The 24,910-nt window shown below is 57.8% G+C and carries 24 protein-coding genes; 7 read left to right on the forward strand and 17 right to left on the reverse strand.

Annotation, left to right across the window (positions count from 1 at the left end; genetic code table 11):
• Nucleotides 1-10 precede the first annotated feature (10 nt).
• Complete coding sequence (gene ybaL / locus ACMGGP_RS03590) at nt 11-1,705, reverse strand: YbaL family putative K(+) efflux transporter (RefSeq protein WP_498798135.1); 1,695 nt, start codon at nt 1,703-1,705, stop codon at nt 11-13.
• A gap of 531 nt (nt 1,706-2,236) precedes the next feature.
• Here ybaL and ushA point away from each other — a divergent pair.
• Nucleotides 2,237-4,003 (forward strand): bifunctional UDP-sugar hydrolase/5'-nucleotidase UshA, encoded by a 1,767-nt coding sequence (gene ushA / locus ACMGGP_RS03595; RefSeq protein ID WP_498798136.1) that lies wholly within the window; start codon nt 2,237-2,239, stop codon nt 4,001-4,003.
• Nucleotides 4,004-4,037: 34 nt separating this feature from the next.
• Here the strand turns inward: ushA and ACMGGP_RS03600 are convergent, their stop codons facing one another.
• A complete protein-coding gene (locus ACMGGP_RS03600; protein WP_010671229.1) occupies nt 4,038-4,469 on the reverse strand; it encodes a multidrug/biocide efflux PACE transporter in 432 nt (143 codons plus the stop codon).
• 89 nt (nt 4,470-4,558) lie between these two features.
• Between ACMGGP_RS03600 and ACMGGP_RS03605 the strand changes: the two genes are divergently transcribed.
• Nucleotides 4,559-5,428: a LysR family transcriptional regulator gene (locus ACMGGP_RS03605; protein ID WP_010671230.1), complete on the forward strand. Its 870-nt coding sequence runs from the start codon at nt 4,559-4,561 to the stop codon at nt 5,426-5,428.
• On the opposite strand, the gene ybaK is transcribed toward ACMGGP_RS03605, so the two are convergent.
• The 3 genes from ybaK to copA all read right to left on the reverse strand — a co-directional run bounded on the left by ybaK (nt 5,425) and on the right by copA (nt 9,468).
• The gene (gene ybaK, locus ACMGGP_RS03610; RefSeq protein WP_498798137.1) at nt 5,425-5,904 is read right to left on the reverse strand and encodes a Cys-tRNA(Pro)/Cys-tRNA(Cys) deacylase YbaK; all 480 of its coding nucleotides are present in this window, start codon (nt 5,902-5,904) and stop codon (nt 5,425-5,427) included. The genes ACMGGP_RS03605 and ybaK overlap by 4 nt on opposite strands.
• Nucleotides 5,905-6,079: 175 nt before the next feature.
• Nucleotides 6,080-6,883 carry a TraB/GumN family protein gene (locus ACMGGP_RS03615; RefSeq protein WP_498798138.1) on the reverse strand — a complete coding sequence of 268 codons (804 nt, stop codon included), beginning with the start codon at nt 6,881-6,883 and terminating at the stop codon, nt 6,080-6,082.
• A gap of 71 nt (nt 6,884-6,954) precedes the next feature.
• Nucleotides 6,955-9,468: a copper-exporting P-type ATPase CopA gene (copA, locus tag ACMGGP_RS03620; protein ID WP_158149502.1), complete on the reverse strand. Its 2,514-nt coding sequence runs from the start codon at nt 9,466-9,468 to the stop codon at nt 6,955-6,957.
• Nucleotides 9,469-9,565: 97 nt separating this feature from the next.
• Here copA and cueR point away from each other — a divergent pair, with 97 nt between their 5' ends.
• Nucleotides 9,566-9,970: a Cu(I)-responsive transcriptional regulator gene (gene cueR / locus ACMGGP_RS03625; protein ID WP_010259067.1), complete on the forward strand. Its 405-nt coding sequence runs from the start codon at nt 9,566-9,568 to the stop codon at nt 9,968-9,970.
• Here cueR and ACMGGP_RS03630 read toward each other — a convergent pair.
• From ACMGGP_RS03630 to tesA, 6 genes are all read right to left on the reverse strand, one after another.
• Nucleotides 9,958-10,404, reverse strand: a complete 447-nt coding sequence (locus ACMGGP_RS03630) for an NfeD family protein (RefSeq protein ID WP_010671234.1) — start codon at nt 10,402-10,404, stop codon at nt 9,958-9,960. The genes cueR and ACMGGP_RS03630 overlap by 13 nt on opposite strands.
• Nucleotides 10,404-11,318: an SPFH domain-containing protein gene (locus ACMGGP_RS03635; protein ID WP_010259065.1), complete on the reverse strand. Its 915-nt coding sequence runs from the start codon at nt 11,316-11,318 to the stop codon at nt 10,404-10,406. The genes ACMGGP_RS03630 and ACMGGP_RS03635 overlap by 1 nt, the downstream gene beginning before the upstream one ends.
• Before the next feature lie 58 nt (nt 11,319-11,376).
• A complete protein-coding gene (locus ACMGGP_RS03640; RefSeq protein ID WP_010259064.1) occupies nt 11,377-12,234 on the reverse strand; it encodes a thioredoxin family protein in 858 nt (285 codons plus the stop codon).
• A 79-nt stretch (nt 12,235-12,313) separates the two neighbouring features.
• Entirely contained in the window at nt 12,314-13,087 is a 774-nt protein-coding gene (locus tag ACMGGP_RS03645; RefSeq protein WP_010259063.1) for an SDR family oxidoreductase, read from the reverse strand.
• Nucleotides 13,088-13,268: 181 nt separating this feature from the next.
• A complete protein-coding gene (locus tag ACMGGP_RS03650) occupies nt 13,269-13,718 on the reverse strand; it encodes a lysozyme inhibitor LprI family protein (protein WP_080701257.1) in 450 nt (149 codons plus the stop codon).
• Between the two features lie 333 nt (nt 13,719-14,051).
• Entirely contained in the window at nt 14,052-14,708 is a 657-nt protein-coding gene (tesA, locus tag ACMGGP_RS03655; RefSeq protein WP_033756808.1) for a multifunctional acyl-CoA thioesterase I/protease I/lysophospholipase L1, read from the reverse strand.
• Here tesA and ybbA point away from each other — a divergent pair.
• Complete coding sequence (ybbA, locus tag ACMGGP_RS03660; protein ID WP_010259059.1) at nt 14,646-15,332, forward strand: putative ABC transporter ATP-binding protein YbbA; 687 nt, start codon at nt 14,646-14,648, stop codon at nt 15,330-15,332. The two genes, tesA and ybbA, sit on opposite strands and share 63 nt — an antisense overlap.
• Nucleotides 15,329-17,746, forward strand: coding sequence for a putative ABC transporter permease subunit YbbP (gene ybbP, locus ACMGGP_RS03665; protein WP_167429853.1), 2,418 nt, complete (start codon nt 15,329-15,331; stop codon nt 17,744-17,746). Before ybbA ends, ybbP begins: the two co-directional genes overlap by 4 nt.
• A 268-nt stretch (nt 17,747-18,014) precedes the next feature.
• On the opposite strand, the gene purK is transcribed toward ybbP, so the two are convergent.
• The 4 genes from purK to ppiB all read right to left on the reverse strand — a co-directional run bounded on the left by purK (nt 18,015) and on the right by ppiB (nt 20,924).
• The gene (gene purK / locus ACMGGP_RS03670) at nt 18,015-19,079 is read right to left on the reverse strand and encodes a 5-(carboxyamino)imidazole ribonucleotide synthase (RefSeq protein ID WP_158131935.1); all 1,065 of its coding nucleotides are present in this window, start codon (nt 19,077-19,079) and stop codon (nt 18,015-18,017) included.
• A complete protein-coding gene (gene purE, locus ACMGGP_RS03675) occupies nt 19,076-19,582 on the reverse strand; it encodes a 5-(carboxyamino)imidazole ribonucleotide mutase (RefSeq protein ID WP_010259054.1) in 507 nt (168 codons plus the stop codon). The genes purK and purE overlap by 4 nt, the downstream gene beginning before the upstream one ends.
• Nucleotides 19,583-19,713: 131 nt before the next feature.
• On the reverse strand, nt 19,714-20,430 hold the full coding sequence (lpxH, locus tag ACMGGP_RS03680) for a UDP-2,3-diacylglucosamine diphosphatase (RefSeq protein ID WP_033766656.1): 717 nt from the start codon (nt 20,428-20,430) through the stop codon (nt 19,714-19,716).
• The gene (ppiB, locus tag ACMGGP_RS03685) at nt 20,430-20,924 is read right to left on the reverse strand and encodes a peptidylprolyl isomerase B (RefSeq protein WP_010259052.1); all 495 of its coding nucleotides are present in this window, start codon (nt 20,922-20,924) and stop codon (nt 20,430-20,432) included. Before ppiB ends, lpxH begins: the two co-directional genes overlap by 1 nt.
• A 212-nt stretch (nt 20,925-21,136) precedes the next feature.
• Here ppiB and cysS point away from each other — a divergent pair, with 212 nt between their 5' ends.
• On the forward strand, nt 21,137-22,522 hold the full coding sequence (cysS, locus tag ACMGGP_RS03690) for a cysteine--tRNA ligase (RefSeq protein WP_010259051.1): 1,386 nt from the start codon (nt 21,137-21,139) through the stop codon (nt 22,520-22,522).
• A gap of 33 nt (nt 22,523-22,555) precedes the next feature.
• Entirely contained in the window at nt 22,556-23,662 is a 1,107-nt protein-coding gene (locus tag ACMGGP_RS03695; protein WP_010671239.1) for an AAA family ATPase, read from the forward strand.
• Between the two features lie 27 nt (nt 23,663-23,689).
• Here ACMGGP_RS03695 and ybcJ read toward each other — a convergent pair whose 3' ends face one another.
• The gene (gene ybcJ / locus ACMGGP_RS03700; protein ID WP_003849455.1) at nt 23,690-23,902 is read right to left on the reverse strand and encodes a ribosome-associated protein YbcJ; all 213 of its coding nucleotides are present in this window, start codon (nt 23,900-23,902) and stop codon (nt 23,690-23,692) included.
• Nucleotides 23,903-24,769: a bifunctional methylenetetrahydrofolate dehydrogenase/methenyltetrahydrofolate cyclohydrolase FolD gene (folD, locus tag ACMGGP_RS03705; RefSeq protein ID WP_010671240.1), complete on the reverse strand. Its 867-nt coding sequence runs from the start codon at nt 24,767-24,769 to the stop codon at nt 23,903-23,905.
• Nucleotides 24,770-24,910: the final 141 nt, after the last annotated feature.

Raw genomic sequence — 24,910 nt, forward strand, 5'->3', positions numbered from 1 at the left:
TTAACACGAATCAGCGCACGACATCGCAGGGCTGTAAATCTTCGCCCTGGGTCATCTCATCCTGCAGGATTTGCAGCATACTGCTGGCGATCTCACGTTCGCCCATCACCACACGGGTGGCACCCCGTTCCATGATGTACTCGACTTCATCGTCATAGTGGGCGCGGGCGATAATCTCGATATTCTGATGTTTTTCACGCGCGGCGGTGACCACTTCACCCGCTTCATAGCCATTCGGAATAGTCAGTAACAGCCAGCGGGCGCAGTCGAGTCGGGCCAGTTCCATGGTGTCAGCGCGGGCAGCATTACCCAGCACCGCCTTGATGCCGCGCTCGCGCAGCGCTTCAACACGCGCGCGGGAGTTTTCAACCACCACCAGCGGAACATTGGCCTCAAGAAGCTTCTGACCAATCAGACTGCCCACCCGGCCGTAACCTACAATTACCGCGTGATTGCAGAAATCCACCGGGATCTGCTTCTCTTCTTCAATCGCCTCTTCCAGCGTCTGCTCTTCCATCGTCTCCGTTTTCGCCAGGAAACGCTCCAGCAGGGTAAACAGGATCGGATTAAGCATAATCGACAGGATGGCGGCGGCCAGCACCAGGTTGCGGCCCTCATCATTCAGCAGGCCCAGCGAGATACCCAGACCGGCCAGAATAAAGGCGAATTCACCAATCTGCGCCAGACTGACCGAAATGGTCAACGCTGTACGACGTGAATGGCCGAGCAGTGATACCAGCAGCCAGGCGGCGACCGATTTACCCACCACAATAATCACCAGCGCGCCCAGCACTGCCAGCGGCTGCGTCACCAGAATCGACGGGTCAAACAGCATGCCGACCGAGACAAAGAACAGCACGGCAAAGGCATCACGCAGCGGCAGCGTATCGTGCGCGGCGCGGTGGCTCAGTTCCGACTCGTTCAGCACCATACCGGCAAAGAAAGCGCCCAGCGCAAACGAAACATCAAAGAATTCAACAGCACCAAAGGCGATGCCCAGCGCCAGCGCTAATACCGCCAGAGTAAACAGCTCACGCGAGCCGGTGGCGGCGCTGCGGGCGAGGATCCAGGGGACGGCACGCCGTCCCACCACCATCATCAGCACCATAAAGGCGGCGACTTTGCCGATGGTCCACAGCAGGTCCCAGGCCAGCAGTCCGGCACTGGCGTTGCCCTGTTCCATCATGCCGGCAATCGCAGGCAGCAGCACCAGTGTCAGCACCATCACCAGATCTTCAACAATCAGCCAGCCAATCGCAATCTGCCCGCGCTGGCTATCGATCAGTTGCCGCTCTTCAAGCGCGCGCAGTAACACCACGGTACTGGCGGTAGAGAGGCAGAGACCAAACACCAGGCCGGTCATCCACGACCATCCCATTGTCCACGATAAGCCCATTCCCAGTAACGTCGCGACCGCGATCTGTGCGATGGCACCGGGAATGGCTATCGACTTTACCGACATGAGATCTTTCATTGAGAAGTGCAGGCCGACACCAAACATCAGCAGGATAACGCCGAGTTCTGCCAGTTCAGGAGCCAGATTGGTATCGGCAACAAAGCCGGGGGTAAAAGGGCCAGCCAGCACGCCTGCCATCAGGTAGCCAACCAGGGGCGAAATACGCAGGCGGTTTGCCAGCATCCCAAGGAGAAATGCCAGAACCAGTGCTCCGACAATGGTAGTGATCAACGGTGTGGTGTGATGCATGCCTGTCTCCTTGTATACAAATGTATCCGCTTGTAACAAATGAGTTTAAAACAAAATCTATTCTTTCGCTGAGCAATTTGCGGGAATACTCTAAAAAAGCAGGAAAAAAAGTCAAATGCACAATCGAAAGGGTGTTTTTGTTCATTATCCATAATATTGGCTGATTTGACGGTTTAAAGCGGTCCGGGTAAATAAAAATTAGCATCCTTAAATGCCGTGGGTATGACACAAATAAGGGTTAAATGCGCGCACAGACAGGGTAAAGCCCGTCAGCGGCACTTTTGCAGGAGTAAACAACTGGTTAACAACAGGTCTGGCTACCCGTTCTGGCTTATCCGGAACAAACCAGTCTGACGCGGGCGCGGCCTTGCGGCTGTTGTCATGCTCAGCAAAAGCGGTCCGGAGATAAAAAGAGTGGCATACAGAGACAGGCGAATGTGCGTTGGCCTTGAGTTCGCCGGGGGAATGTGCGACACAGTGGGGCAAACCGGCAGTAAAGTCGGGCCAGACGGCAAATTAAGGAGAATCACAGTGTTGTTATCTAAATGGACAGGGGCGGGCGTGGCACTACTGGTGGCCCTGATGCCGCTGTTTTCACAGGCCGCCCAGGCCGATCGCACCTATCGTTTCAGCCTGCTGCACACCAACGATGAGCATGGTCATTTCTGGTTTACTGAGCAGGGTGAATATGGTCTGGCGGCGCAGAAAACCTTGATGGATACGATGCGCTACGATGTGCAGTCCAGAGGCGGCGGCGCATTGATTCTCTCTGCCGGTGATGTGAACACGGGCGTGCCGGAGTCCGATGAGCTGGATGCTGAACCCGATTTTCGCGCGATGAACCTGATTGGCTATGATGCCATGTCGCTGGGCAACCATGAGTTCGACAAGCCCATCGCGGTCCTGCGCAAGCAGGAGAAGTGGGCGCGATTCCCGCTGCTCGCCGCCAACTTTTATCAGAAAAGTACCGGTCAGCGCCTGTTTAAGCCCTGGGCGGTATTCAATCGCCTCGGGCTGAAAATTGCGGTGGTCGGGCTGATCACCCCGGATACGGCGAAACTGGCCAATCCGGCGGGCCTGACGGATACCGAGTTCCGCGATCCGATTGCGGAGGCGGAGAAGGCGGTGGCCGAACTGCGCGCCACAGAGAAGCCGGACGTGATTGTCGCGCTGACCCACCTTGGTCACTATGACGACGGTAAGCATGGCAGCAATGGCATTGATGACGTCACCCTGGCGCGCAGCCTGCCTGCCGGCACCATCGATCTGATTGTGGGTGGTCATTCGCATGATGCGGTCTGCATGGAAAAAGAGAACGTCAGCGTTAAAAATTATCAGCCGGGCCAGCCCTGCAAACCCGATCAGCAGAACGGGATCTGGATTATGCAGGCGGATAAATGGGGCAAATATGTCGGACGTGGTGACTTCACCTTCCGTAACGGGCAGGTGACGCTGGAGGCTTATCAGCTGGTGCCGGTCAACCTTAAACATCAGATAAAGAACGCGGATGGCAGCGAAACCTGGCTCACCTGGCAGGAAGAGATCCCGAAAAACACCGCCATGATGAAACTGCTGATGCCATTCCAGAAACGGGCTGAGGCGAAGTTAACCGTGAATGTCGGCAGCGCCGACGGCAACTTCAGCGGTGAAAAAGAGCAGGTTCGCTTTGAGCAGACGAATCTCGGCCAGCTGATTCTGCGCGCCCAGATGGCGCACACCAAAGCCGATTTTGCGGTGATGAGCGGTGGTGGTATTCGCACCTCGCTGAAATCGGGCAAGCTGAGCTGGCGTGACCTGCTGCAGGTCCAGCCGTTTGGCAATCAGGTGGTCTCGGTCAGCCTGACCGGGGCGGAGATCAAAAAATATCTGGATGTGGTCGCCAATATTCAGCCTGACTCAGGTGGCTACGCCCAGTTTGCCGGTATCAGCCTGACCGCAGACGGTAAACATGTCAGCGACGTCAGCATTAACGGTAAACCGCTGCAGGATGCGCAGCATTATCGCATGGCAACCAACAGCTTCAATGCGGCTGGCGGCGACGGTTATCCGCGTCTGGATAATCATGCGGGTTATCTCAACAGCGGGGCAGTCGATGCGCAGGTGTTGCGTGACTGGATCAAGACGCACTCGCCGGTCAAAGCCAGCGACTATCAGCCGAAAGGGCAGATTGTGCATCTGACCGATGAGCAGATCCGGGCGCGGGATGAAGCTGCGGAAAAAGCGCGGAAGCGTAACTATCCAAAAATGATCCTGGCGTGGATCTGGCCGTGGGGGAACGAAACAGCCGCCACGCATTGAACTGACCGGGAGGCGCTTGCGCCTCCCGTTTTTCTTACGCCCGGCAGGCGTGACGTCTGATCCAGCGCTCGCGCAGTTTGTCCCACACCCAGTTGTAGGCCATGGTGTAGGGCAGGAAGAAGAGGAAAAAAGCCACTTCGACCAGGAAAGCCTGACCCAGAGAGATATCCAGCATCCAGGCGGCAATGGGCAGACCAATCAGGATAAATCCACCTTCAAACCCCAGCGCATGTAATACACGCACGCCCGGGCCACGTTTCTGGCCTGGCGCATAGAGGCGATCAAATCCGCTGTTGTAAATCATGTTCCATAGCATCGCGACCGTAGAGAGCATAATCGCCAGCGATCCCATCTGAAACAGCGGTTTATTCATTGCCCATGCCGCCAGCGGCGAAACGGTCAGAATCGCCAGCGTTTCAAAGCAGACAGCATGAAGAATACGTTCTTTAAGTGAGCGGGTACGCATTGTGAGTTCTCCTTCAATAATGCGGCACATTTTCACACGTCGGAATGCTAAGATAAAATAAACACCTATCGAAAAAAGCGATGGTTCAGATGCGTTACTCCCCGGAATCCCTTGAGGCTTTTATGCAGACTGTGGCGAGCGGTTCTTTCTCTGCCGCTGCGCGCGCGCTAGGTAAAAGTCAGTCCACCATCAGCGCGGCAGTAGCCAGTCTTGAAGACGATCTCGGCTTTGCGCTGTTTGAACGGGCAGGTCGGCAGCCGGTCCTCACCGAGCAGGGACGCCGCGTTATTCCTCAGGTTCAGCAGATCCTGGCAGCCAGCGAGCGGCTGGATGCGCTGGCGATACGGCTGTCGCAGGGCGTTGAACCCCGGCTCAGTTTTGCCATGTCAGACTTCTGGCAAACCGATCATCACGAGCATCTGCTCAGGCAATTTGATGCCCGTTATCCGGAGATTGAACTGGAGGTCATGATTGCCGAGGATGGTGATGTGCTGGATCTGCTGCAGGCCGGGCGGGTACATCTGGGCGTGGTGCGGGCACAGCCCAATCTGCCGGTGGATATCGCGGTGGCGCGACTGCAGGTTGAAGCACAGATGGCGGTCTTTTTACATCGCGATCATCCGCTGGCTCAGCTTAAGACCCTGAGCGAAAGCGAGCTGGAAGGGGTTCGTCACCTGCGATTAAATACCTGGGTTGAGGCATCTGAACCCGCGCCAATGGGGCGCATCTGGTCGGCACCGACCTATCTGTTACTGCTGGAGATGGCGGAGCAGGGATTTGGCTGGACGATTCTGCCGCGCTGGCTGGTGAAACAGTTTGGTCATGGCGTTCTGAAAGAGTTGTCGATGCCGGGCTGGCCGCAGCATATCGCCATTGAGGTGGTCTGGTCACGCCGTACGCCACCCGGTCCGGCGGGTCGCTGGATGATCGATCAGCTCTGCGCACAGCCACGGGTTTAGTCGTGGCGGGCGATATCCGCAAACGGAGCGTCCAGCAGTCGTGAAAGATCCTGGGGAGCCAGTTCGATATCCAGTCCACGCTTGCCGCCTGAGATAAACATGGCGTCAAACGCGCTGGCTGAGTGGTCGATCACCGTAGGCAGCCGTTTTTTCTGGCCCAGCGGACTGATGCCGCCCACCAGATAGCCAGTGACCCGCTGGGCCAGCTGTGGGTCGGCGATATCCGCTTTCTTCGCGCCCAGCGCTTTTGCCACTTTCTTGAGATCCAGTTGCGTCGATACCGGCGTAATCGCCACTGCCAGCTGTTTTGCCTCGCCATTCAGCGCCACCAGCAGCGTCTTATAGACCTGGCGCGCATCCAGATTGAGTTTACGTACCGCTTCGTCACCAAAATGGGTTTCGCTGCTGTCATGCTCATAGGGATGCAGGGTGAAGCTGACTTTTTGTTTTTCCAGCAATTTTACGGCGGGCGTCATACAGGTTCCTTACTAAGAATAATCTTATTACGCAGAATCGTGGAAAAAAGGTGGCGAAACTTTGTTCTTTGAGTGAAAATTAGCCGCGCGCCAGCAATCTGATTGCTGAGCGATAACCAAAATCATAAACAAATTCCTCTTTGACGGGCCGATAATATTATCGGCTCTCTTTTTTTCAGGGCTTCTTCAGCATCTCAGGCAGGTTATCTTCGCCATAGAGATGCAGAGCACCGACCGCTACCACATAGTTTCCCGCCGATAACCCCTGAAGCCGGTCACACCACTGCGCATTTCGCTGACCGATCAACGTATCATTCAGCGCCTGGCTGAAGGTGGCGGGCAGGGTGATTTCCGGCTGGCGTGGCGGCGTATCGAGCCACCAGCTCACCATCATCTGCAGCAGGCGCGCATTGGTGTGCCAGTGCAGCAGCGTATCCTGTAACAGCGCCATGCCATCATCCGGCAGCGCAGTCAGCAGGGCGATCTGCGCCTCTGCGCCTTCCAGTTCAATCACCGGTTTGTTCAGACTTTTCGCGGCCTGCAACAGCTGATAATCGATGCCGTAGTCAGGTCGCAATCCCAGCCTTTGTGCCTGCTGCGCCTGTAACATCAGCGCCACCTGCCAGGCGGGCAGATCATCAAACAGGCTCAGATTGAGGCTCATCTCCTGACAGAGTGCGGTGAGCGTCTGCATCGCGTGGCTATCCAGCCGGGTGGAGAGCGTGGGACGATCGCCGTGGTGATCAAAGGGTGAACCACCCTGAGTAATATCCGCTTCCACAATCAGTGCATCCGCCTGCTGCAACTGACGCAGCAGACGGGCGGGCAACGGCTGCATGTCGCGCGTCCCCATGTGGATGCTGCCGACCAGATGCAGCTGACGATCGCCAAGCCGGACATCCATCGCAGGCCAGCGGTAACTGGCGGGAAAAAGTTGGCTGATAAAGCCGCGCAGTGAGCGCCAGATGTTGCCTGTCATTCCCGGTCCTTTGCGATTCAAAACCCCATGCTAGCGACTTCAGCGCGCGAAAAACAGCGCTGAAACGGCGATTACTCGCGCGGTGGCCGGTAACGCAGCAGGCGGTTAGCATTGCTGACCACGGTAATGGAGGAGAGCGCCATCGCTGCACCCGCCACAATCGGGCTGAGCAGGGTACCGGTCAGCGGATAGAGCACACCCGCTGCCACCGGAATGCCGATGCTGTTATAGATAAATGCCCCAAACAGGTTCTGCCGGATATTGCGCAGCGTTGCGGAAGAGAGCGCTAATGCGTCTGCCACGCTGTTCAGGTCGGCACGCATCAACGTAATGCCCGCGGTTTCCACCGCCACATCGCTGCCGCCACCCATGGCAATGCCCACATCGGCCTGCGCCAGTGCGGGCGCGTCATTGATGCCATCACCCACCATCGCGACGCGACGGCCCTGCTGCTGTAAGTGTTCAATTGCAGCTGCTTTACCTTCCGGCATCACGCCCGCAATCACTTCATCAATACCGACCTCGGCAGCAATGGCGCGCGCGGTATTTTCATGATCGCCGGTCAGCATAATCAGGCGATAACCCTGCTGATGCAGTCGCTTCAGAGCTGCGCCGCTTTCCGGTCGAAGCTGATCGCGCAGCGCGATAAGCCCGGTTAGCTGGCCCTGCTCAGCCAGTAACACCGGCGTTGCACCCTGTTGCGTCAGCCGCGCAATCTCTGCTTCCGCCGCCTGGTAATCGACGCCGTTATCCTGCATCAGCGCGGCATTACCCAGTAGCAGCGTTCTGCCATCCAGACTACCGCTGACCCCTTTGCCGCGTATTGTACGAAATTGCGCTAACAGAGGCGGCTGGGTCAGTTTCGCTTCGGCGACAATCGCTTTTGCCAGCGGATGGCCCGAGGCGAACTCCAGCGCAGCCGCGGTCGCTAACACTGATTCACGGGTGGCATCCCCCCAGACCTGCACGTCACTGACCTGCGGCCTGCCGGCAGTGAGTGTGCCGGTTTTATCAAACACCAGGGTGTCGATTTGGCTGGCGCGCTGCAAGGCATCGGCGTCGCGCACCAGCACCCCCAGCTCGGCGGCGCGGCCAACACCGGCAATAATCGACATCGGCGTCGCCAGGCCCAGCGCACAAGGACAGGCGATAATCAGCACGGTTGTCGCGATCACCAGCATGTAGGCAATTTGTGGCTGCGGTCCGAACAGATACCACACTGCGCCGCTGAGCAGTGCGATCAACACCACCACCGGGACAAAAACGGCGGAGATGCGATCCGCCAGGCGGCCCACATCCGGTTTGCTGCTCTGCGCCTGACGCACCAGCCGGATAATGCGCGACAGGGTGGTGTGATTACCCGTCGCCCGGGCGATAAATTCTACCGAGCCATCCTGCACCAGGGTGCCGGCAAAGATGGCTGCGCCCGGGGTCTTGCTTTGCGGCACCGCCTCGCCGGTCAGCATCGCTTCATCAAACCAGGCTTCACCGGTAGCGATTTCGCCATCGACCGGCACCCGATCGCCGGTGACCAGGCGCAGCGTCATGCCGGGCTGCACTTCGCTGACCGGAATCAGCCTGTCGCCCTGTTGATCAACCTGCCGCGCCTGGGCTGGCGTCAGATCCAGCAATCTTTCCAGCGCTTTAGAAGATCGCTGACGCGCCCGCTGCTCCAGGGCATGCCCCAGATTGATCAGGCCCAGGATCATGACGCTGGCTTCGAAATAGAGATGGCGCGCCTGCGGCGGGAAAAAGTCGGGCCACAACACCACGCTAAAGGAGTAAATCCAGGCGGCGCCTGTGCCGAGTGCCACCAGCGTATCCATGGTGGCGCTGCCATTGCGTAAACTGCGCCAGGCACTGCGATAAAAATGGCTGCCGGTGACGATCATGATCAGCAGAGTCACGATGCCCAGCGTCAGCCAGACGCCGTGGTTGTGGTCGGTGAGCATCATGTTGTCGCCCACCATGCCCCAGATCATCAGCGGCAGGCCAAACGCCAGGGCAACAGCAGCCTGCCAGCTGAAACGCCGCATCGCGCTGCGGGCGCTGAGCTGCTGCTTCTCTCGTCGCTCCTGCTCGTCATCCACTACCTGCGCGCCATAACCCGCGGCATCGACGGCCGCTACCAGCTGCTGCGGATCAGCGTCGCCCAGCACCAGCGCACTGCGTTCGCCGAGATTGACGCGCGCCTGACTGACGCCTGCGACCTGCTGCAGTGCTTTTTCCACCCGGCTCACGCAACTGGCGCAGGTCATGCCCTCAATCAGCAGCATATGGGTGGGGAGGGTTGTTTCTGCCGGACGGGAAGCAGTCTCCGTTGTCAGCGCCTCCGGCGGCGGCTCTGATGCTGTCAACGGTTCAGACTTTGGGGAAGCGTCCGCGGTTTTCAGCGTCGCGTGATAACCCGCCTGCTCCACGGTGGCGATCAGCGCGGCCGCATCTGCGTGACCGGAAACCTGCGCTTCCTGTTGGGTCACGTCGGCCTGGTCAACATCATCGCGTTGTTCCAGTGCCTCTTTGACACGTTTGACACAGTGGCCGCAGGACAAGCCGTCCAGTGCCAGAGAAATAGTGTGTGACATAATCAACTCCTTCTGTAATCCCATTTGACCGATTGGTCATTTTCGATTCATGCTTAAGCATAAACCTTCCATCAAGGGGAAGGTCAAGGGGACGAAAATGAACATCAGCGATGTGGCAAAAAAGACCGGACTGACCAGCAAGGCGATTCGTTTTTACGAAGAGAAGGGGGTGGTGACGCCGCCGTTGCGCAGTGAGAATGGCTACCGCAGCTACAACGGACACCATCTTGAGGAGCTCAACCTGTTACGTCAGGCGCGACAGGTTGGCTTCACGCTGGATGAGTGTCGTGAGCTGGTGGCGCTGTTTAACAATCCGTCGCGCCACAGTGCCGATGTAAAAGCCCGTACTCTGCAGAAAGCGGATGAAATTGCGGCGCATATTGAAGAGCTACACGTCATGCGGGCTCGCCTGCTGGCGCTGGCAGAGGCCTGTCCCGGCGATGACGGCGCCGAATGTCCGATTATCAACAATCTGGCCGGGTGCTGCGGTCAGCGTGGCTGAATACGCAGCGTAATCCCTTCAATGCCGGTTACGACCACTGCTGTGCCCGCAGGCAGATCTTGCTCCGCCTCGACCCGCCAGCTGCTGTCCCCGATCCGCACATGGCCGGTGCGGTTATGCAGCGCGGTATCCAGCGTCAGCTGCAACCCGATCATCTGACTGCCGCGCTGGTTCAGGGCATTGGGTTTCTGACGCGCTTCACGGTGGCGCATCCAGCGATACCATAAAAAGACGCAGATCAGCGTCAGCACGGCAAACAGAGAGCCCTGCGCCGTCCAGCTCACCGGCACAAACCACTCAATGAGGCCGACGATGACCGCCGCCAGCCCGCTCCAGAGCAGGTAACCGCTGGTGCCCAGCATCTCAGCCGCCAGCAGTAACCCACCCAGCGTCAGCCAGAACCAGTGCGGATGCGCGATAATATCGACCAGCATCAGCGTTTCGACTCAGTGCGTGATTCCTTCAGCAGTTCACCGATGCCTGCAATCGAACCCAGCAGACTGCTCGCCTCCAGCGGCATCATCACCACTTTGCTGTTATTAGCTTCACCGATTTTTTGCAGCGCATCGGTATATTTCTGTGCCACAAAGTAGTTAATGGCCTGAATATCACCTGATGCGATCGCTTCCGAGACCATCTTAGTGGCGTTAGCTTCCGCTTCCGCCTGACGTTCGCGCGCTTCTGCCTGCAGGAACGCCGAGGTCCGTTCACCTTCTGCTTTGAGGATTTGCGACTGCTTATCCCCTTCAGCGCGCAGGATCGCCGCCTGTCGCACCCCTTCGGCTGTCAGAATATCGGCGCGTTTAGTTCGCTCCGCTTTCATCTGCGCATTCATCGCGCCAATCAGCTCCTGCGGCGGACGCACATCGCGGATCTCGATGCGGGTGATCTTGACGCCCCACGGATTGGTCGCTTCATCCACGATATGCAGCAGGCGGGTGTTGATGCTGTCGCGCTGTGACAGCATTTCGTCCAGCTCCATGCTGCCAAGCACGGTACGCATATTGGTCATGGTGAGGTTAAGAATCGCCTGCTCAAGATTGCTGACTTCATACGCGGCACGCGCCGGGTCAACGACCTGAATAAAGCAGACTGCATCGATGGTGACGTTGGCATTGTCTTTGGAGATGATCTCCTGCGAGGGAATATCGAGTACCTGTTCCATCATGTTGATCTTACGACCCACACGATCCATGAACGGCACCACCAGGCTTAATCCTGGCTGCAGGGTGCGGGTATAACGGCCAAAGCGCTCAACCGTCCATTGAAAACCTTGTGGCACGATCTTGACGGTGGCCCAGACCGCCACCAGCGCCAGAATAATCAGGGCAGGAATTACAGTTATCATACAACCTCCGCGTTGTCAGATTAACGGGCCGAGTCGCTTCGGCCCGGGGTGCTGCCGCTTAGTAGAGCAGGGAATAGAGCTGACGACGATAACGCGCGGCAAGTGCATCGCCGGTACCCAGCGCCGCCAGAATCTCCTGCAGCATTTTACGCGCCTGGCCATCAGCGGCATTAAGATCGGATTTCAGGAAGCTGAACAGCAGTTCCAGCGCTTCTTCATTACGACCCACCTGATGGAGCTGCAACGAGAGTTTAGCAGCCAGCCCGGCGTTAGTCGGGTCAGCCTCCAGCTGGGATTGCAACTGCTGAATTTCCGGCGTATCCGCTGCCTGTTTCAGCAGATCGATCTGTGCCATCAGGCTCTGATAGCGGGTATCCTGATCCTGCAATGGCACCACTTTCAGCACCGCTTCCGCTTCATCGCTGCGGTTCAGGGTAATTAGTACGTCAGCCAGCAGGAAACCGATCTCGCTGGACTGGTTGCTCAGCTGCCACGCATCTTTTAATAACGGCAGCGCCTCCAGCGGTTTACCTTCCTGCATCAGCGCCATCGCCTGCTGCGCTTTCAGCTCTTCTTCGCGCGGCAGGACTTTTTCCAGCAGGGCGCGGATCGCTTCTTCCGGCTGTGGACCCTGGAAGCCATCAACCGGCTGACCATCCTGAAACAGATAGACGGTCGGGATTGAACGCAGACCAAACTGCGACGCCACCCTTTGCTCTTTGTCGCAATCCAGTTTTGCGAGAATAAACTGACCCGCGTACTCCTGCGCAAGGCGCTCCAGCACAGGCGTCAGATCCTGACAGTGCTGGCTGCGCTCAGACCAGAAGTAGAACAGCACCGGCAGCTGCATCGACTGCTCAAGGGTCTGCTGCAGGTTAGATTCGTTGATGTCGATGATCGAAGCTTGTGGTGACATGGATAAGTCTCTTTGCAAAAAGTGTTCTAAGAATATGGGGCCAACTGGCCCGGCTTCAAGCGCTATTGCGCATGGCTGATTAATGGCTGCGCAAAATGCGATCCAGCATCCAGCCGGGGAGTAACCGTTTCAGCAGGCTCATTATGTGTGCGACCAGTGTCACCGGATAGCGTAAACGCGGATGTTTACTCTCGAGTGCATGACGAAGTTTAGGCAGAATGGCTTCCGGTGGCAGGGTAAAACGTGCCGCGATGCCAGGGTTGCGCACCGGGTTATGCTGTTCGCCCTGCGTCACATTGTCGGTAAAGCGGGTCTGAATCGGACCCGGTTCAATCAGGCTGACCCGGATGCCGCGGCTGCGCACTTCAAGCCGCAGCGCATCGCTCCAGGCTTCCAGTGCATATTTACTGGCGGCATAGGCGCCCCGGCCTGGTGTGGAGATCAGCCCCAGCACCGAGCTGGTATTAATAATGCGGCCATCGCCGCTGGCCTGCAACGCGGGCAACAGACGCAGTGTCAGCTGATGGACGCCGAAAAAGTTGCTGGAAAACTGCTGTTCCAGCTGCTGGCGGGAGAGGGTGTGCAGCGGGCCATAGAGACCAAATCCGGCATTGTTAAACAGCGCCGTCAGACGGTTATCGCAGAGCGCGAGCACAGTATCGGCAGCCCGATCCACACTTTGCGGATCGTCGAGATCCAGCTGCAGCCCGGTAAAGCCCAGTGTTTCCATGCGGGCGACATCCTCTGCTTTACGGCAGGCGGCGATCACCCGGTAGCCCCGCGCCAGTAAATCGTGAGCGGCAACCAGGCCAATACCGCTCGAACAACCTGTAATCAGAATGGTTTTTTGCACAAATTTACGCCCTTGAATAAGATTTAATAATCAATAAGTTATATTCGTTAATGCTTTTATGTTGTGGATTGACAGTTTGTCGCCCGCACCGGCTGACAGAACGGGCGGTAAACGGGGCTATACAGCCCCGTAAAAAATGCCCGATTTCAGATTTTACGTCTGAGCAGTGAGACCAGTGTGCTTAATTGACGGGTGGCAGTCCCATTTGTGTGATTTCAGCAGAATGGTTTTTGTTCAGATTAATTTGGCACTGGTCGATATATGACTGGTAGTCGTATGCGTCCTCGTTAAGCTCTGTAGCTACAGACAGGCAAAGTTGAGTCCGGTAATCCTTCCATTTTTTTTGCGCATCCAGAAAGCGCCGAGAGTAAACGTCTCCGGACGTTTCTTTGCTGGACTCTTTTCCATTAAAAGGGCCGACATTGTTGGCTTTGATTCTCTTAACTGTATCCGCTATTAGCGCATCCAGCGCTTTATTGCTGTTGTCTCTTTTGGCAGACAGACAGTTATATGCAGTTGGTATGTCTTCATTCTGTTTGAAGCAGGCGTCACGTTCTGGCCCTGATGATAATTCAGCCTGCGCCATAGCAGGTGCAATAAGAGCGACCATTAGAATTAAGACTTTTTTCACTGTAGATACCTTATTCTGTTTCTGTGGTTTTCGTAGGTCATGTATGCAGGACTACTTTTAATATGGGCTATTAATGCGGGCTTACCTTCAATTGCGGCCTGAAACAGTGCTCTGGCATTGTGAACACCCTGATAGAAAATATCGGTTACGACATCTCGAATTTTGGGGTCTAACTGTTCCCATATTGGGGCGGAATTATCTTTTCGCATTGATATTGTTTAGAGAGGAAGCCTGGACACTCAGGAATGGCAAAGCGGTCGAAAATCTCAGTCGCCACCTTGCCGTTATTTAGTGCTTTTGCATTTCTTTACCCTTTTGGCGCATCCCGGCGCGCTACGGCTGCTTAACTAAGGGGGCCAGGTCTTTTGCCATTAACTGGGCGATAAAAGGCTGGGCATCAGGATTAGGATGAATGCCATCCTGCTGCATCCACTCGGGTTTCAGATAAACCTGTTCCATGAAAAAGGGCACCAGAGGAATGTTATGCTGCTGCGCTAATCCGGGATAGATGCCGCTGAACGCTTCGGTGTAGCGGCGGCCATAGTTGGCAGGCAGACGAATCTGCATCAGCAGCGGCTTCGCATTGGCGGCTTTAACATCGTCGATAACTTTACTCAGATTCTGCGCGATAGCGTCGGGCGGGAAACCGCGCAAACCATCGTTACCGCCCAATTCGATTAACACCCATTGCGGCTGATGCTGTTTTAATAGTGCGGGCAGGCGCGCCAACCCCTGTGCAGCCGTATCACCGCTGATACTGGCGTTGATCACTTTAGGTTTTTGCTGCCACTGCTTATCAAGCAGGCTGGGCCAGGCCGCAGTGGCAGACATGCGATAGCCCGCACTCAGGCTGTCGCCCAGCACCATCAGCGTATCTGCAGCAGCAAGACGCGACACCAGCAGAAGAATCAATAACAGGAAGGGATAATGCCAGCGGAAAACATTGTTGAAGTTCATCATCTTACTAAGTCCGTCGGTCAGGGAGAGCATCAGTTAACCATCCTTACCGGAGTTGAGTTGGTTGTCAAACCAGCTGAGACCATTGCGCTGATTGGCGAATCCGGTTCCGGCAAGTCAACCCTGCTCGGAATTCTGGCCGGGCTGGACGATGGCAGCAGCGGCGAAGTCCATCTGCTGGGGCAGCCACTGCACCAGATGAACGAAGAGCAGCGTGCGGCCCTGCGTGCCCGGCAGGTCGGCTTTGTATTCCAGTCATTTATGCTGGTGCCAACCCTGAATGCCCAGGAGAACGTGCAGCTGCCTTCGCTGCTGCGCGGCGACAGCGACCGTCAGAGCCGTGAACAGGCGAGAGAGCTTCTGACGCTGCTCGGACTGGGTGAACGTCTGCATCATCTGCCCGCCCAGCTTTCAGGCGGCGAGCAGCAGCGCGTGGCGCTGGCCCGCGCCTTCAGTGGCCGTCCTGGTCTGCTGTTTGCCGATGAACCGACCGGCAATCTCGATCGTAAAACCGGTGACCGCATTGCCGATCTGCTGTTTTCCCTTAACCGCGACTTCGCCACCACGCTGATTCTGGTGACGCATGACGAGCAACTGGCGGCGCGCTGCGATCGTCGCCTGCGGCTGCGCGACGGTAAATTGTGGGAGGAGCAATGATCTGGCGCTGGTTCTGGCGCGAGTGGCGTTCGCCCTCGCTGCTGATTGTCTGGCTGGCGCTGACGCTGGCGGTGGCCTGCGTGCTGGCGCTGGGGTCGATCAGCGATCGCATGGAAAAAGGGCTGAATCAGCAGAGCCGTGATTTTATGGCCGGCGACCGTACGCTGCGCAGCAGTGATGCAGCGCCAGAAGCCTGGCTGGCAAAAGCGGCTGAAAGCGGTCTGACGGTGAGCCGTCAGCTGACCTTTATGACCATGACATTTGCCGATCAGTCCCCGCAGCTTGCCTCAGTAAAAGCGGTGGACGATCGCTACCCGATGTTTGGCACGCTGCAGACGCAGCCGCCAGGGCTGAGGCCGCAGGCGGGTACCGCGCTGGCGGCACCGCGCCTGATGGCGCTGCTGAACCTGAAAGTGGGCGACACGCTGGAAGTGGGTGACACCCAGCTGCGCATCAGCGGGGAGGTGATCCAGGAGCCGGATGGCGGCTTTAACCCGTTTGAGATGGCGCCGCGTCTGCTGATCAATCTGGCGGATGCCGCCAAAACCGGTGCGATTCAGCCAGGCAGCCGCATCACCTGGCGCTATAAGTTCTCCGGTAATCCCGATCAGCTGGCCAGCTATGACCGCTGGATTGAACCGCAGCTGAAGGCGGACCAGCGCTGGATCAGCGTGGAGAACTCGGAAGATGCATTAGGCCGTTCGATGCAGCGCGCGCAGCAGTTCCTGCTGCTCTCGGCCTTGCTGACGCTGATGCTGGCGATTGCGGCCGTGGCGGTTGCCATGAGCCACTATTGCCGCAGCCGCTACGATCTGGTGGCGGTGCTGAAAACCCTGGGTGCGACGCACGGCGCGTTGCAGCGGCTGATCATCGGTCAGTGGCTGGCGGTACTGCTGCTGGCGGCGATTGCCGGTGGCCTGGTGGGGCAGGGCGTTGAAGCGATCCTGATGGCGATGCTGAAACCCGTGCTGCCTGCCAGCTTACCGGCGGCCAGCGTCTGGCCATGGATCTGGGCGGTGGGATCGCTGTTTGTGATTTCGCTGCTGGTGGGTCTGCGTCCCTATCGTCTGCTGCTGGCGACGCAGCCGCTGCGGGTGTTGCGGCGCGATGCGGTGGCGAACCTCTGGCCGCTGAAGATCTATATTCCGGTGATGATTGCTGTTGTGGTGACGCTGTTAGCGCTGCTGGTTGGCGGCAGTAAAATGCTCTGGGCGCTGCTGGCGGGTGTGGTGGTGCTGGCGGGATTGCTGGCACTACTCGGCTGGGGAACCCTGCTGCTGCTGCGTCGGCTGGTAGTGCGCAACCTGGCGTTACGACTGGCGATCAACCGGCTGCTGCGCCAGCCCGGCATGACGCTGAGCCAGCTTGCGGCCTTTTCGCTGTCGTTCATGCTGCTGGCGCTGCTGCTGGTAATGCGTGGCGATCTGCTGGATCGCTGGCAGCAGCAGTTACCGGCGGATAGCCCGAACTTCTTCCTGCTGAACATGACGGCAGATCAGGTGCCGCAGGTGCGTGATTTCCTGCAGTCGCATCAGATCACGCCCGGGACCTTTTACCCGATTGCGCGGGTGCGGCTCAGTGAACTCAACGGCAAACCGGCCGATCCGAAGCTGGATAATGCCCTGAACCGTGAGCTCAACCTGACGGAACTGGCCGATCGCCCGGATCATAATCCGCTGGTGGCAGGCAACTGGCCACCCAAAGCGGGTGAAGTGTCGATGGAAGTGGAGCTGGCCGATCGGCTGGGGCTGAAGCTCGGCGATACCCTGACGTTCGACGGCGATACGCAGACCTTCAGCGCGCGCATTACCAGTTTGCGTAAAGTGGACTGGGAAAGCCTGAAGCCGAACTTCTTCTTTATCTTCCCGCCGGGCGCGCTCGACAGCCAGCCGCAGACCTGGCTCACCAGCTTCCGCATGGAGGCGAATCCTGTTCTGCTGGCGCAGCTTAACCGTGCTTTTCCGGCGCTAAGTCTGCTGGATATCGGCAGCATAATGCGGCAGATCGGTCAGGTGCTGGCGCAGGTCAGCCAGGCGCTGGAGATCATGGTGGTGCTGGTGACCGCCTGCGGCGTGTTGCTGCTGCTGGCGCAGATTCAGGTCGGTATGCGCCAGCGGCGTCAGGAGCTGGTGGTCTATCGCACGCTGGGTGCCGGTAAACGCCTGCTGCGCACGACGCTGTGGTGTGAGTTTGCCCTGCTCGGCGTGGTCTCCGGCGTGGCGGCGGCGATGGGGGCAGAAGCGGCATTGTGGGGATTACAGACTAAGATTTTCGACTTCCCGTGGCAGCCTGACTGGACCCTGTGGCTGGCGCTGCCGTTGTGTGGCGCGCTGCTGTTATCGCTGTGCGGTGGCTGGCTGGGGATCCGATTACTCAAAGGGAAAGCGTTGTTCAGGAAGTTTGATGCGGCGTGAGTTAGCACCCGTAGCGCTCGACGGTAAGGTGCTGGCTCAGGGAGCATACGCCCTCCGCAAAAACGCCATCCATGGCAGGCTCAGCGCGGGCGATTACGCTGCTCATCCCTGAGGTGCGCCCGTAGCCGGGCCAACGCTTTGCGTTGTTCAAAAACGCTCCCGGCGTTTTTAGCCGGGCGGCGCGATGCTTTGCTCCAGGCGTATGCTCCCATCGCATTAAGCTTCTGAGCTGCCTGGTAAAGCCATTTCCAGACTCAGGTGCGGAGGATTACAGTTTTTCAACCGCCCAGGCGATGCCGCTGGCGTACGCTTCCGGTAGCTGCGGCACCAGCGCATTAAGGGCAGCCCTGAGCCGTTCTGTATCGCTGTCGGTCAGATTCAGATGGCCCACTTTACGACCCGGACGCACCTCTTTGTCATACCAGTGCAGATGCACCAGCGGCTGCTGCAGCCAGCTCAGATTCACGTCGGTGCCAATCAGATTGACCATCGCCGACGGCGCAAACACCACCGGCTGCGGTAATGCCAGGCCAAGAATGGCGCGCAGATGCAGCTCAAACTGGCTGATCGACGCACCGTTCTGCGTCCAGTGCCCACTGTTATGGACGCGCGGCGCCAGCTCATTGATCAGCAATCCCTCTGGCGTAATGAAACACTCCATCGCCATTACGCCGACGTAATTCAGTTCCTGCATGATCGCACTCAGCATCGCTTCGGCCTGCTGCTGCTGTGCCTGATCCGCCTGCGGCAGCGCAACGCTGGTGCGCAGAATGCCATCCTGATGCAGGTTATGCGTCAGCGGATAGAACACCACCTGGCCATCGTGACCGCGCGCCCCCACCAGTGAGACTTCACCGGAAAAGTTGATGCCCTGCTCAACGATGCATTCGCCGTAGCACGCCTCCGGCAGGGTGTGAGTCTCATCAGCACGCAGACGCCACTGACCCCGGCCGTCGTAACCGCCGGTGCGGCTTTTCACAATCGCTAACTCGCCCAGCGAGTCGAACACCGCTGGCCATTCGCTTTTATCTGCCAGCAACTGCCACGGCGCGGTGGCCAGTCCCAGCTGATCCAGCAGCTGTTTCTGCGTCAGACGATCCGCCAGACGCGGAAAGATATCGCGGTTAACAAAGGCCGGATGGCTGGCCAGCTCACGCGTCAGCGCCGTCTCCGGCCAGCGTTCGATTTCGGCGGTGATCACGCTGTCGGCGATAGGGAGCGCGGTAGGATCGGCGTCTAAGCCCACCGGATAAACCGCGATGCCCAGGGGTTCACCCGCCTGACGCAGCATACGACCTAACTGGCCGTTGCCCAGTACGCAAACCGGCTTCATGCATCCACCCGCGGATCGGGATGGTTCAGCACCTCATCGGTCTGGCTCTGACGCCAGGTGGTCAGGCGTAACGCCAGCGCACTGTCATGCAGCGCCAGAATCTGCGCCGCCAGCAGCGCGGCATTGGCTGCGCCCGCCTTGCCAATCGCCAGCGTACCGACCGGAATACCGCGCGGCATCTGCACAATCGAATAGAGGCTATCGACGCCGCTCAGTGCTGCGCTCTGCACCGGCACACCCAGCACTGGCACCAGCGTTTTTGCCGCCAGCATACCCGGCAGATGTGCCGCGCCACCTGCGCCAGCAATAATCACCTGAAGACCCTTGTCGGCTGCCGTTTCGGCGAAGCTGAACAGTTTATCCGGGGTGCGGTGCGCAGAGACCACTTCAACATCAAAAGGGACGTCCAGGCTGGAGAGGATTTCAGCGGCGAACTGCATGGTGGCCCAGTCACTTCTGGAACCCATAACAATGGCGATGCGGGCCGGGGCGTTGGATGACATGGGGTCAACTCCTGTGAATGAACAAACAGACCTGGCCGGGCGGACAGGTTTTGAAGGGCACCGAGAATAGCATGAGAAGCACGCAAGGAAAACGGTTGCGTCGGGCTTAAGGTCGTGGATTTAACCGCAGATTAAAAGTCGAAATGGATAAGCTGAATGCCACTGGCGTCGAGCTGGATCATGGAACCCCGGCTGTGCCAGGCACCCAGCACTGCGCGTTGCGCCGTTTCACCCTGCAGGCTCAGCGTATGAATCGCCGGGCGATGAGTGTGACCGTGGATTAACAGCGGCACCTGCTGGCGCAGCATAGTGGCGACGACCGCTTCCTGATTCACATCCATGATGGTCTGGGATTTATGCTGGTTGGCCTGTTTACTGTCGGCGCGCATCCGGGCGGCAATACGTTTACGTATCCACAACGGCAACGCGAGAAACAGCCGCTGGATCCAGGGATTATGCACTTTGGCCCGAAAACGCAGGTAACCCGCATCGTCGGTACAGAGCGTATCGCCATGCATGATCAGCAACCGATGGCCGTAGAGCGTCAGCACCTGCTCTTCCGGCAGCAGCGTCATGCCGCAGGCCTGCGCAAAGCGTCGGCCAATCAGGAAGTCGCGATTGCCATGGATAAAGTAAACCGGAACCGGAAGGGCGCGCAGGGCGCGGGCAACCTGCTGATGCAGCGGATTGGGATCGTCGTCGCCAATCCAGGCTTCAAACAGATCGCCGAGAATATAGAGCGCGTCGCAGTGGGGCGCTTCGCGCTGTAAAAAATGCAGAAAACCGGCGGTAATCGCCGGTTCTTCCTGACACAGATGGAGATCTGCGATAAACAGCGTGCGCGACATTACTCGCTGACGGTCACTTTCTGGATAACGACGTCGTCTTTTGGCACATCCTGGTGCATGCCGCTGCGGCCGGTAGAGACCGCTTTGATCTTCTCGACCACATCCATACCTTCAACCACTTCAGCGAATACGCAGTAGCCCCAGCCCTGAACGCTTTCGTCACGGAAGTTCAGGAAGTCGTTGTCAGCTACGTTGATGAAAAACTGTGCGGTCGCAGAGTGCGGCGCAGAGGTACGTGCCATTGCCAGCGTACCTTTGGTGTTTTTCAGGCCATTACTGGCTTCGTTCTGAATTTCGGCTTTAGTTTCTTTCTGCTTCATGCCCGGCTCGAAGCCGCCGCCCTGAATCATAAAGCCGTTGATTACGCGGTGAAAAATGGTGTTGTCGTAAAAACCTTCACGGCAGTAATCCAGGAAGTTCTGTACGGTTGCCGGCGCTTTATCATCGAAAGTTTTGATTACGATATCGCCATGGTTCGTCTGGAAAGTTACCATTTTTGTCGTCCTGTAAAGGTTGTCATCAGTTGCTGAGGTCGCTCTGTCGATGGGCGTCCCCCTTTTTGTCGACCGTTCTTATATCATAATTTCCAATGACGCGTCAGCAGCGCGGCGCAGTTGGCTTGCTTTGCGTCGCGCGAGCGATAAAAATACGGCACAATGTCTGGATACTTAAAAGTGCCAACCACACGCGAAAACGGAACCGTTCAATGCTTAAGATTTATAACACCCTGAGTCGACAGAAAGAGGAATTCAAACCCATTCATGCCGGTAAAATCGGGATGTATGTTTGCGGCATCACGGTGTATGACCTCTGTCACATTGGTCATGGGCGGACGTTCGTGGCGTTTGACGTGGTGGCGCGCTACCTGCGTTACCTCGGTTATCAGCTTAATTATGTACGTAACATCACCGACATTGATGACAAAATCATCAGGCGCGCCAACGAAAACGGCGAGAGCATCGAAACCCTGACTAACCGCATGATTGGCGAGATGCACAATGACTTCGCCGCGCTGGGGATTCTGCCGCCCGATGAGGAGCCGCGCGCTACCCGTCACATCGCTGAGATTATCGAGCTGGTGGAAACACTGATCGCTCGCGGTCACGCTTATGTGGCGGACAATGGCGATGTGATGTTCGATGTGCTTAGCGACACCGATTACGGCGCGCTGTCGCGTCAGGATCTGGAGCAGTTGCAGGCGGGCGCGCGTGTTGAAGTCGCCGACGTGAAACGCAATCCGATGGACTTCGTGCTGTGGAAAATGTCCAAAGCGGATGAGCCAGCCTGGTCATCGCCGTGGGGCAACGGTCGTCCCGGCTGGCACATCGAGTGCTCGGCAATGAACTGCAAACAGCTGGGCACCCATTTCGATATCCACGGCGGCGGTTCAGACCTGATGTTCCCGCACCATGAAAACGAAATCGCCCAGTCGAGCTGCGCCCATGACGGTCCTTACGTCAACTACTGGATGCACTCCGGCATGGTGATGGTTGACCGCGAGAAGATGTCCAAATCGCTCGGTAACTTCTTCACCGTGCGTGACGTGCTGCAACATTATGATGCGGAGACGGTGCGTTACTTCCTGATGTCCGGTCACTATCGCAGCCAGCTTAACTACGGCGAAGATAACCTGAATCAGGCGCGTGCGGCGCTGGAGCGTCTCTATACGGCACTGCGTCACACCGACAGCAGCGTGCCTGCCCACGGCGGCGAAGCGTTTGAAGCGCGGTTCCGCAGCGCGATGGATGATGATTTCAACACCCCGGAAGCCTATTCGGTGCTGTTCGACATGGCGCGTGAAGTGAACCGCCTGAAAAGTGAAGATGGCGCTTCAGCGCACGGGCTGGCGTCGAAGCTGCGCGAGATGGCCAACGTGCTGGGCATTCTGCAGCAGGACCCTGAGTTGTTCCTGCAAAGCGGCGCGCAGGTCAATGACGAAGAGGTTGCCGAGATTGAGCACTGGGTGAAAGCCCGTGCCGATGCGCGCGCCGCCAAAGCCTGGGCGGAAGCGGACATCGCGCGCGACAAGCTTAACGCGCTGGGTGTCATCGTCGAGGATGGGCCACAGGGCTCCAGCTGGCGTCGAAAATAAACCGGAGAGGGCGAGCAATCGCCCTTTTTTATTATGGCGATTGAACAGATTCAGATCCGCGGCTTCCGCTCGATACGTAACCTGACGCTGTCGCTGCAGCAGCTGAATGTGGTGAGCGGTCCTAACGGCTGCGGTAAATCCAACCTCTACAAAGCGGTGCGGCTGCTGCATGAGGCGGCCAGCGGTCGCCTGGCACTGGCGCTGGCTGAAGAAGGCGGTATTCAGAAAGCGATGTGGGCGGGCGGCTTACGCCGGGGCGATCGCCGACACGATCCAAAGCGCCTGGAGCTGGCCGTGGTGATGGATGACATGGATTACCAGCTGGAGATTGGCTTTCCCGAGCCGCTGGTGACCAGCCTGTTTAATCTCGATCCGCTGGTGAAGCAGGAGCGACTCTGGCTGAGCGGTCAGCAGCGCCGTCCTTCCGCCTGTATTATGCAGCGCGAAAATCAGACTGCCTTTCTGCACAACGTTGAGGGCGAGCGCGTCGCCTATCCGGCGGTGCTGCATCCCGAAGAGTCGCTGTTTGGTCAGCTTGGCGAACCGCATCGCTATCCGGAGCTTTCGCAGTTGCGCGAACGTCTGCAGCAGTGGCGCTTTTACCATGAGTTTGCGGTCTGGCCTGGCTCACCGATACGGGCACCGCAGATTGGCGTGCGTGCGCCGGTGCTGAGCCATGATGGCAGCAATCTGGCGGCGGCCTGGGCGACCATTGTTGAGCGTGGTCATTCCGAACTCCTGTCTGAGGTGATGGAACAGGCGTTTCCCGACAGCCAGTTTGATGTCGATGTGCAGAATGGCCGTTTCCAGATGCTGATGTCGCGCCAGGGCATTCTGCGTCCGCTGGAGAGCGCCGAGTTTTCTGATGGCACGCTGCGGTTTCTCTGTCTGGTTGTCGCACTGCTCAGCCCGCGTCCGCCGGCCTTTATGGCACTGAATGAGCCGGAAAACAGCCTGCATGAAGATCTGTTGCCTGCGCTGGCGCGCTTAATCGCCGAAGCCAGCGAGTTCAGTCAGCTCTGGATCACCAGCCATTCACCCCGGCTCGCGACGTTGATAGCGCAGCATACGGCGGTGAATCATATTGCACTGGAACAGCGGGAAGGGGAGACGTGCGTAAAGGGGGATGAGCGGGTGTAACAGCGTCCCCGCAGGGACGCCCGGAAATTACTCGACCACAGTAATGCGGAAACCCGCGAATTCCACGGTCTGACCGGCTACGATTTTGCAGCGCTTGCGGGTTTCTACCGCACCGTTGACCTTCACTTCACCCTCGGCAATCACGACTTTCGCCTGTGCGCCGCTCTGAACCCAGCCTTCCAGTTTCAGCAGGTCACACAGATCGACGTGCGGGAATTTACCCAGTGAAAAACTTGTCATTTAAACCACCTCTTTATCATGAAACTCTTCGCACGCCTGCAGCGTGTTTTGAATCAGTGTAGCTACTGTCATCGGACCAACACCGCCCGGCACCGGGGTAATGTAGGAGGCGCGCTCGGATGCACTATCAAAATCAACATCGCCCACCACTTTGCCGCTCTCCAGCCGGTTAATGCCCACGTCGATGACGATGGCGCCCGGTTTGATCCAGTCACCCGGAATAAACCCTGGCTTACCCACTGCAACGACCAGCAGATCGGCATGCTCAACGTGATGGCGCAGATCTTTGGTAAAGCGATGAGTGACGGTCGTGGTGCAGCCCGCCAGCAGCAGTTCCATACTCATCGGACGACCAACAATGTTGGATGCGCCAACCACCACGGCATTCAGGCCGTAGGTGTCAATGTTGTAGCGCTCCAGCAGCGTCACGATACCGCGTGGCGTGCAGGGACGCAGGGTTGGCGCACGCTGACAGAGGCGACCGACGTTATAAGGGTGGAATCCATCGACATCTTTATCAGGCGTGATGCGCTCCAGCACTTTGACATTATCAATGCCGGCTGGCAGTGGCAGTTGCACCAGGATGCCATCGATTTCGTCGTCCTGATTGAGCGCATCAATCAGCTCCAGCAGCTCAGCTTCGCGGGTCGTGGCAGGCAAATCGTAAGAGCGGGAGTGGAAACCCACTTCTTCACAGGCGCGGCGTTTGCTGGCCACGTAGATCTGTGATGCCGGGTTTTCACCCACCAGAACCACTGCCAGACCCGGCGCGCGTTTTCCGGCGGCCAGACGCTGCTTCACTTTTTCCGCAACCTCAACGCGCACCTGCTGCGCAATCGTTTTACCGTCAATAATTTTTGCTGCCATCAGAGAGGAAATCCACTGTGTTGTGTTGAATCGGGGAAGGGGGGTATTTTGTCAGAAGCGCGGCGCGCTGTCAGTTACAGTTTCAGCCGCGTATGTGCTTTCCGGCTTTTTCGTCGCGACGAGTGCCAGCCTGCATGCGTA

Origin of the sequence: Curtobacterium sp. BNK-1, from assembly GCF_048685235.1 — a bacterium.
GTDB lineage: Bacteria > Pseudomonadota > Gammaproteobacteria > Enterobacterales > Enterobacteriaceae > Pantoea > Pantoea agglomerans.

Excerpts from the sequence above, each read along its gene's own strand:
- ybaK (WP_498798137.1), bottom strand. The coding sequence starts at position 5,904 with ATGACGCCCGCCGTAAAATTGCTGGAAAAACAAAAAGTCAGCTTCACC.
- ACMGGP_RS03615 (WP_498798138.1), bottom strand. The coding sequence starts at position 6,883 with ATGACAGGCAACATCTGGCGCTCACTGCGCGGCTTTATCAGCCAACTT.
- cysS (WP_010259051.1), top strand. The coding sequence starts at position 21,137 with ATGCTTAAGATTTATAACACCCTGAGTCGACAGAAAGAGGAATTCAAA.
- ybaL (WP_498798135.1), bottom strand. The coding sequence starts at position 1,705 with ATGCATCACACCACACCGTTGATCACTACCATTGTCGGAGCACTGGTT.
- tesA (WP_033756808.1), bottom strand. The coding sequence starts at position 14,708 with ATGCTCTCCCTGACCGACGGACTTAGTAAGATGATGAACTTCAACAAT.
- cueR (WP_010259067.1), top strand. The coding sequence starts at position 9,566 with ATGAACATCAGCGATGTGGCAAAAAAGACCGGACTGACCAGCAAGGCG.
- ybcJ (WP_003849455.1), bottom strand. The coding sequence starts at position 23,902 with ATGACAAGTTTTTCACTGGGTAAATTCCCGCACGTCGATCTGTGTGAC.
- ACMGGP_RS03600 (WP_010671229.1), bottom strand. The coding sequence starts at position 4,469 with ATGCGTACCCGCTCACTTAAAGAACGTATTCTTCATGCTGTCTGCTTT.
- folD (WP_010671240.1), bottom strand. The coding sequence starts at position 24,769 with ATGGCAGCAAAAATTATTGACGGTAAAACGATTGCGCAGCAGGTGCGC.
- ACMGGP_RS03630 (WP_010671234.1), bottom strand. The coding sequence starts at position 10,404 with ATGCTGGTCGATATTATCGCGCATCCGCACTGGTTCTGGCTGACGCTG.
- lpxH (WP_033766656.1), bottom strand. The coding sequence starts at position 20,430 with ATGTCGCGCACGCTGTTTATCGCAGATCTCCATCTGTGTCAGGAAGAA.
- ACMGGP_RS03605 (WP_010671230.1), top strand. The coding sequence starts at position 4,559 with ATGCGTTACTCCCCGGAATCCCTTGAGGCTTTTATGCAGACTGTGGCG.
- ybbP (WP_167429853.1), top strand. The coding sequence starts at position 15,329 with ATGATCTGGCGCTGGTTCTGGCGCGAGTGGCGTTCGCCCTCGCTGCTG.
- ACMGGP_RS03640 (WP_010259064.1), bottom strand. The coding sequence starts at position 12,234 with ATGTCACCACAAGCTTCGATCATCGACATCAACGAATCTAACCTGCAG.
- ACMGGP_RS03635 (WP_010259065.1), bottom strand. The coding sequence starts at position 11,318 with ATGATAACTGTAATTCCTGCCCTGATTATTCTGGCGCTGGTGGCGGTC.
- ACMGGP_RS03695 (WP_010671239.1), top strand. The coding sequence starts at position 22,556 with ATGGCGATTGAACAGATTCAGATCCGCGGCTTCCGCTCGATACGTAAC.
- purE (WP_010259054.1), bottom strand. The coding sequence starts at position 19,582 with ATGTCATCCAACGCCCCGGCCCGCATCGCCATTGTTATGGGTTCCAGA.
- ybbA (WP_010259059.1), top strand. The coding sequence starts at position 14,646 with ATGCCAGCGGAAAACATTGTTGAAGTTCATCATCTTACTAAGTCCGTC.
- purK (WP_158131935.1), bottom strand. The coding sequence starts at position 19,079 with ATGAAGCCGGTTTGCGTACTGGGCAACGGCCAGTTAGGTCGTATGCTG.
- ppiB (WP_010259052.1), bottom strand. The coding sequence starts at position 20,924 with ATGGTAACTTTCCAGACGAACCATGGCGATATCGTAATCAAAACTTTC.
- copA (WP_158149502.1), bottom strand. The coding sequence starts at position 9,468 with ATGTCACACACTATTTCTCTGGCACTGGACGGCTTGTCCTGCGGCCAC.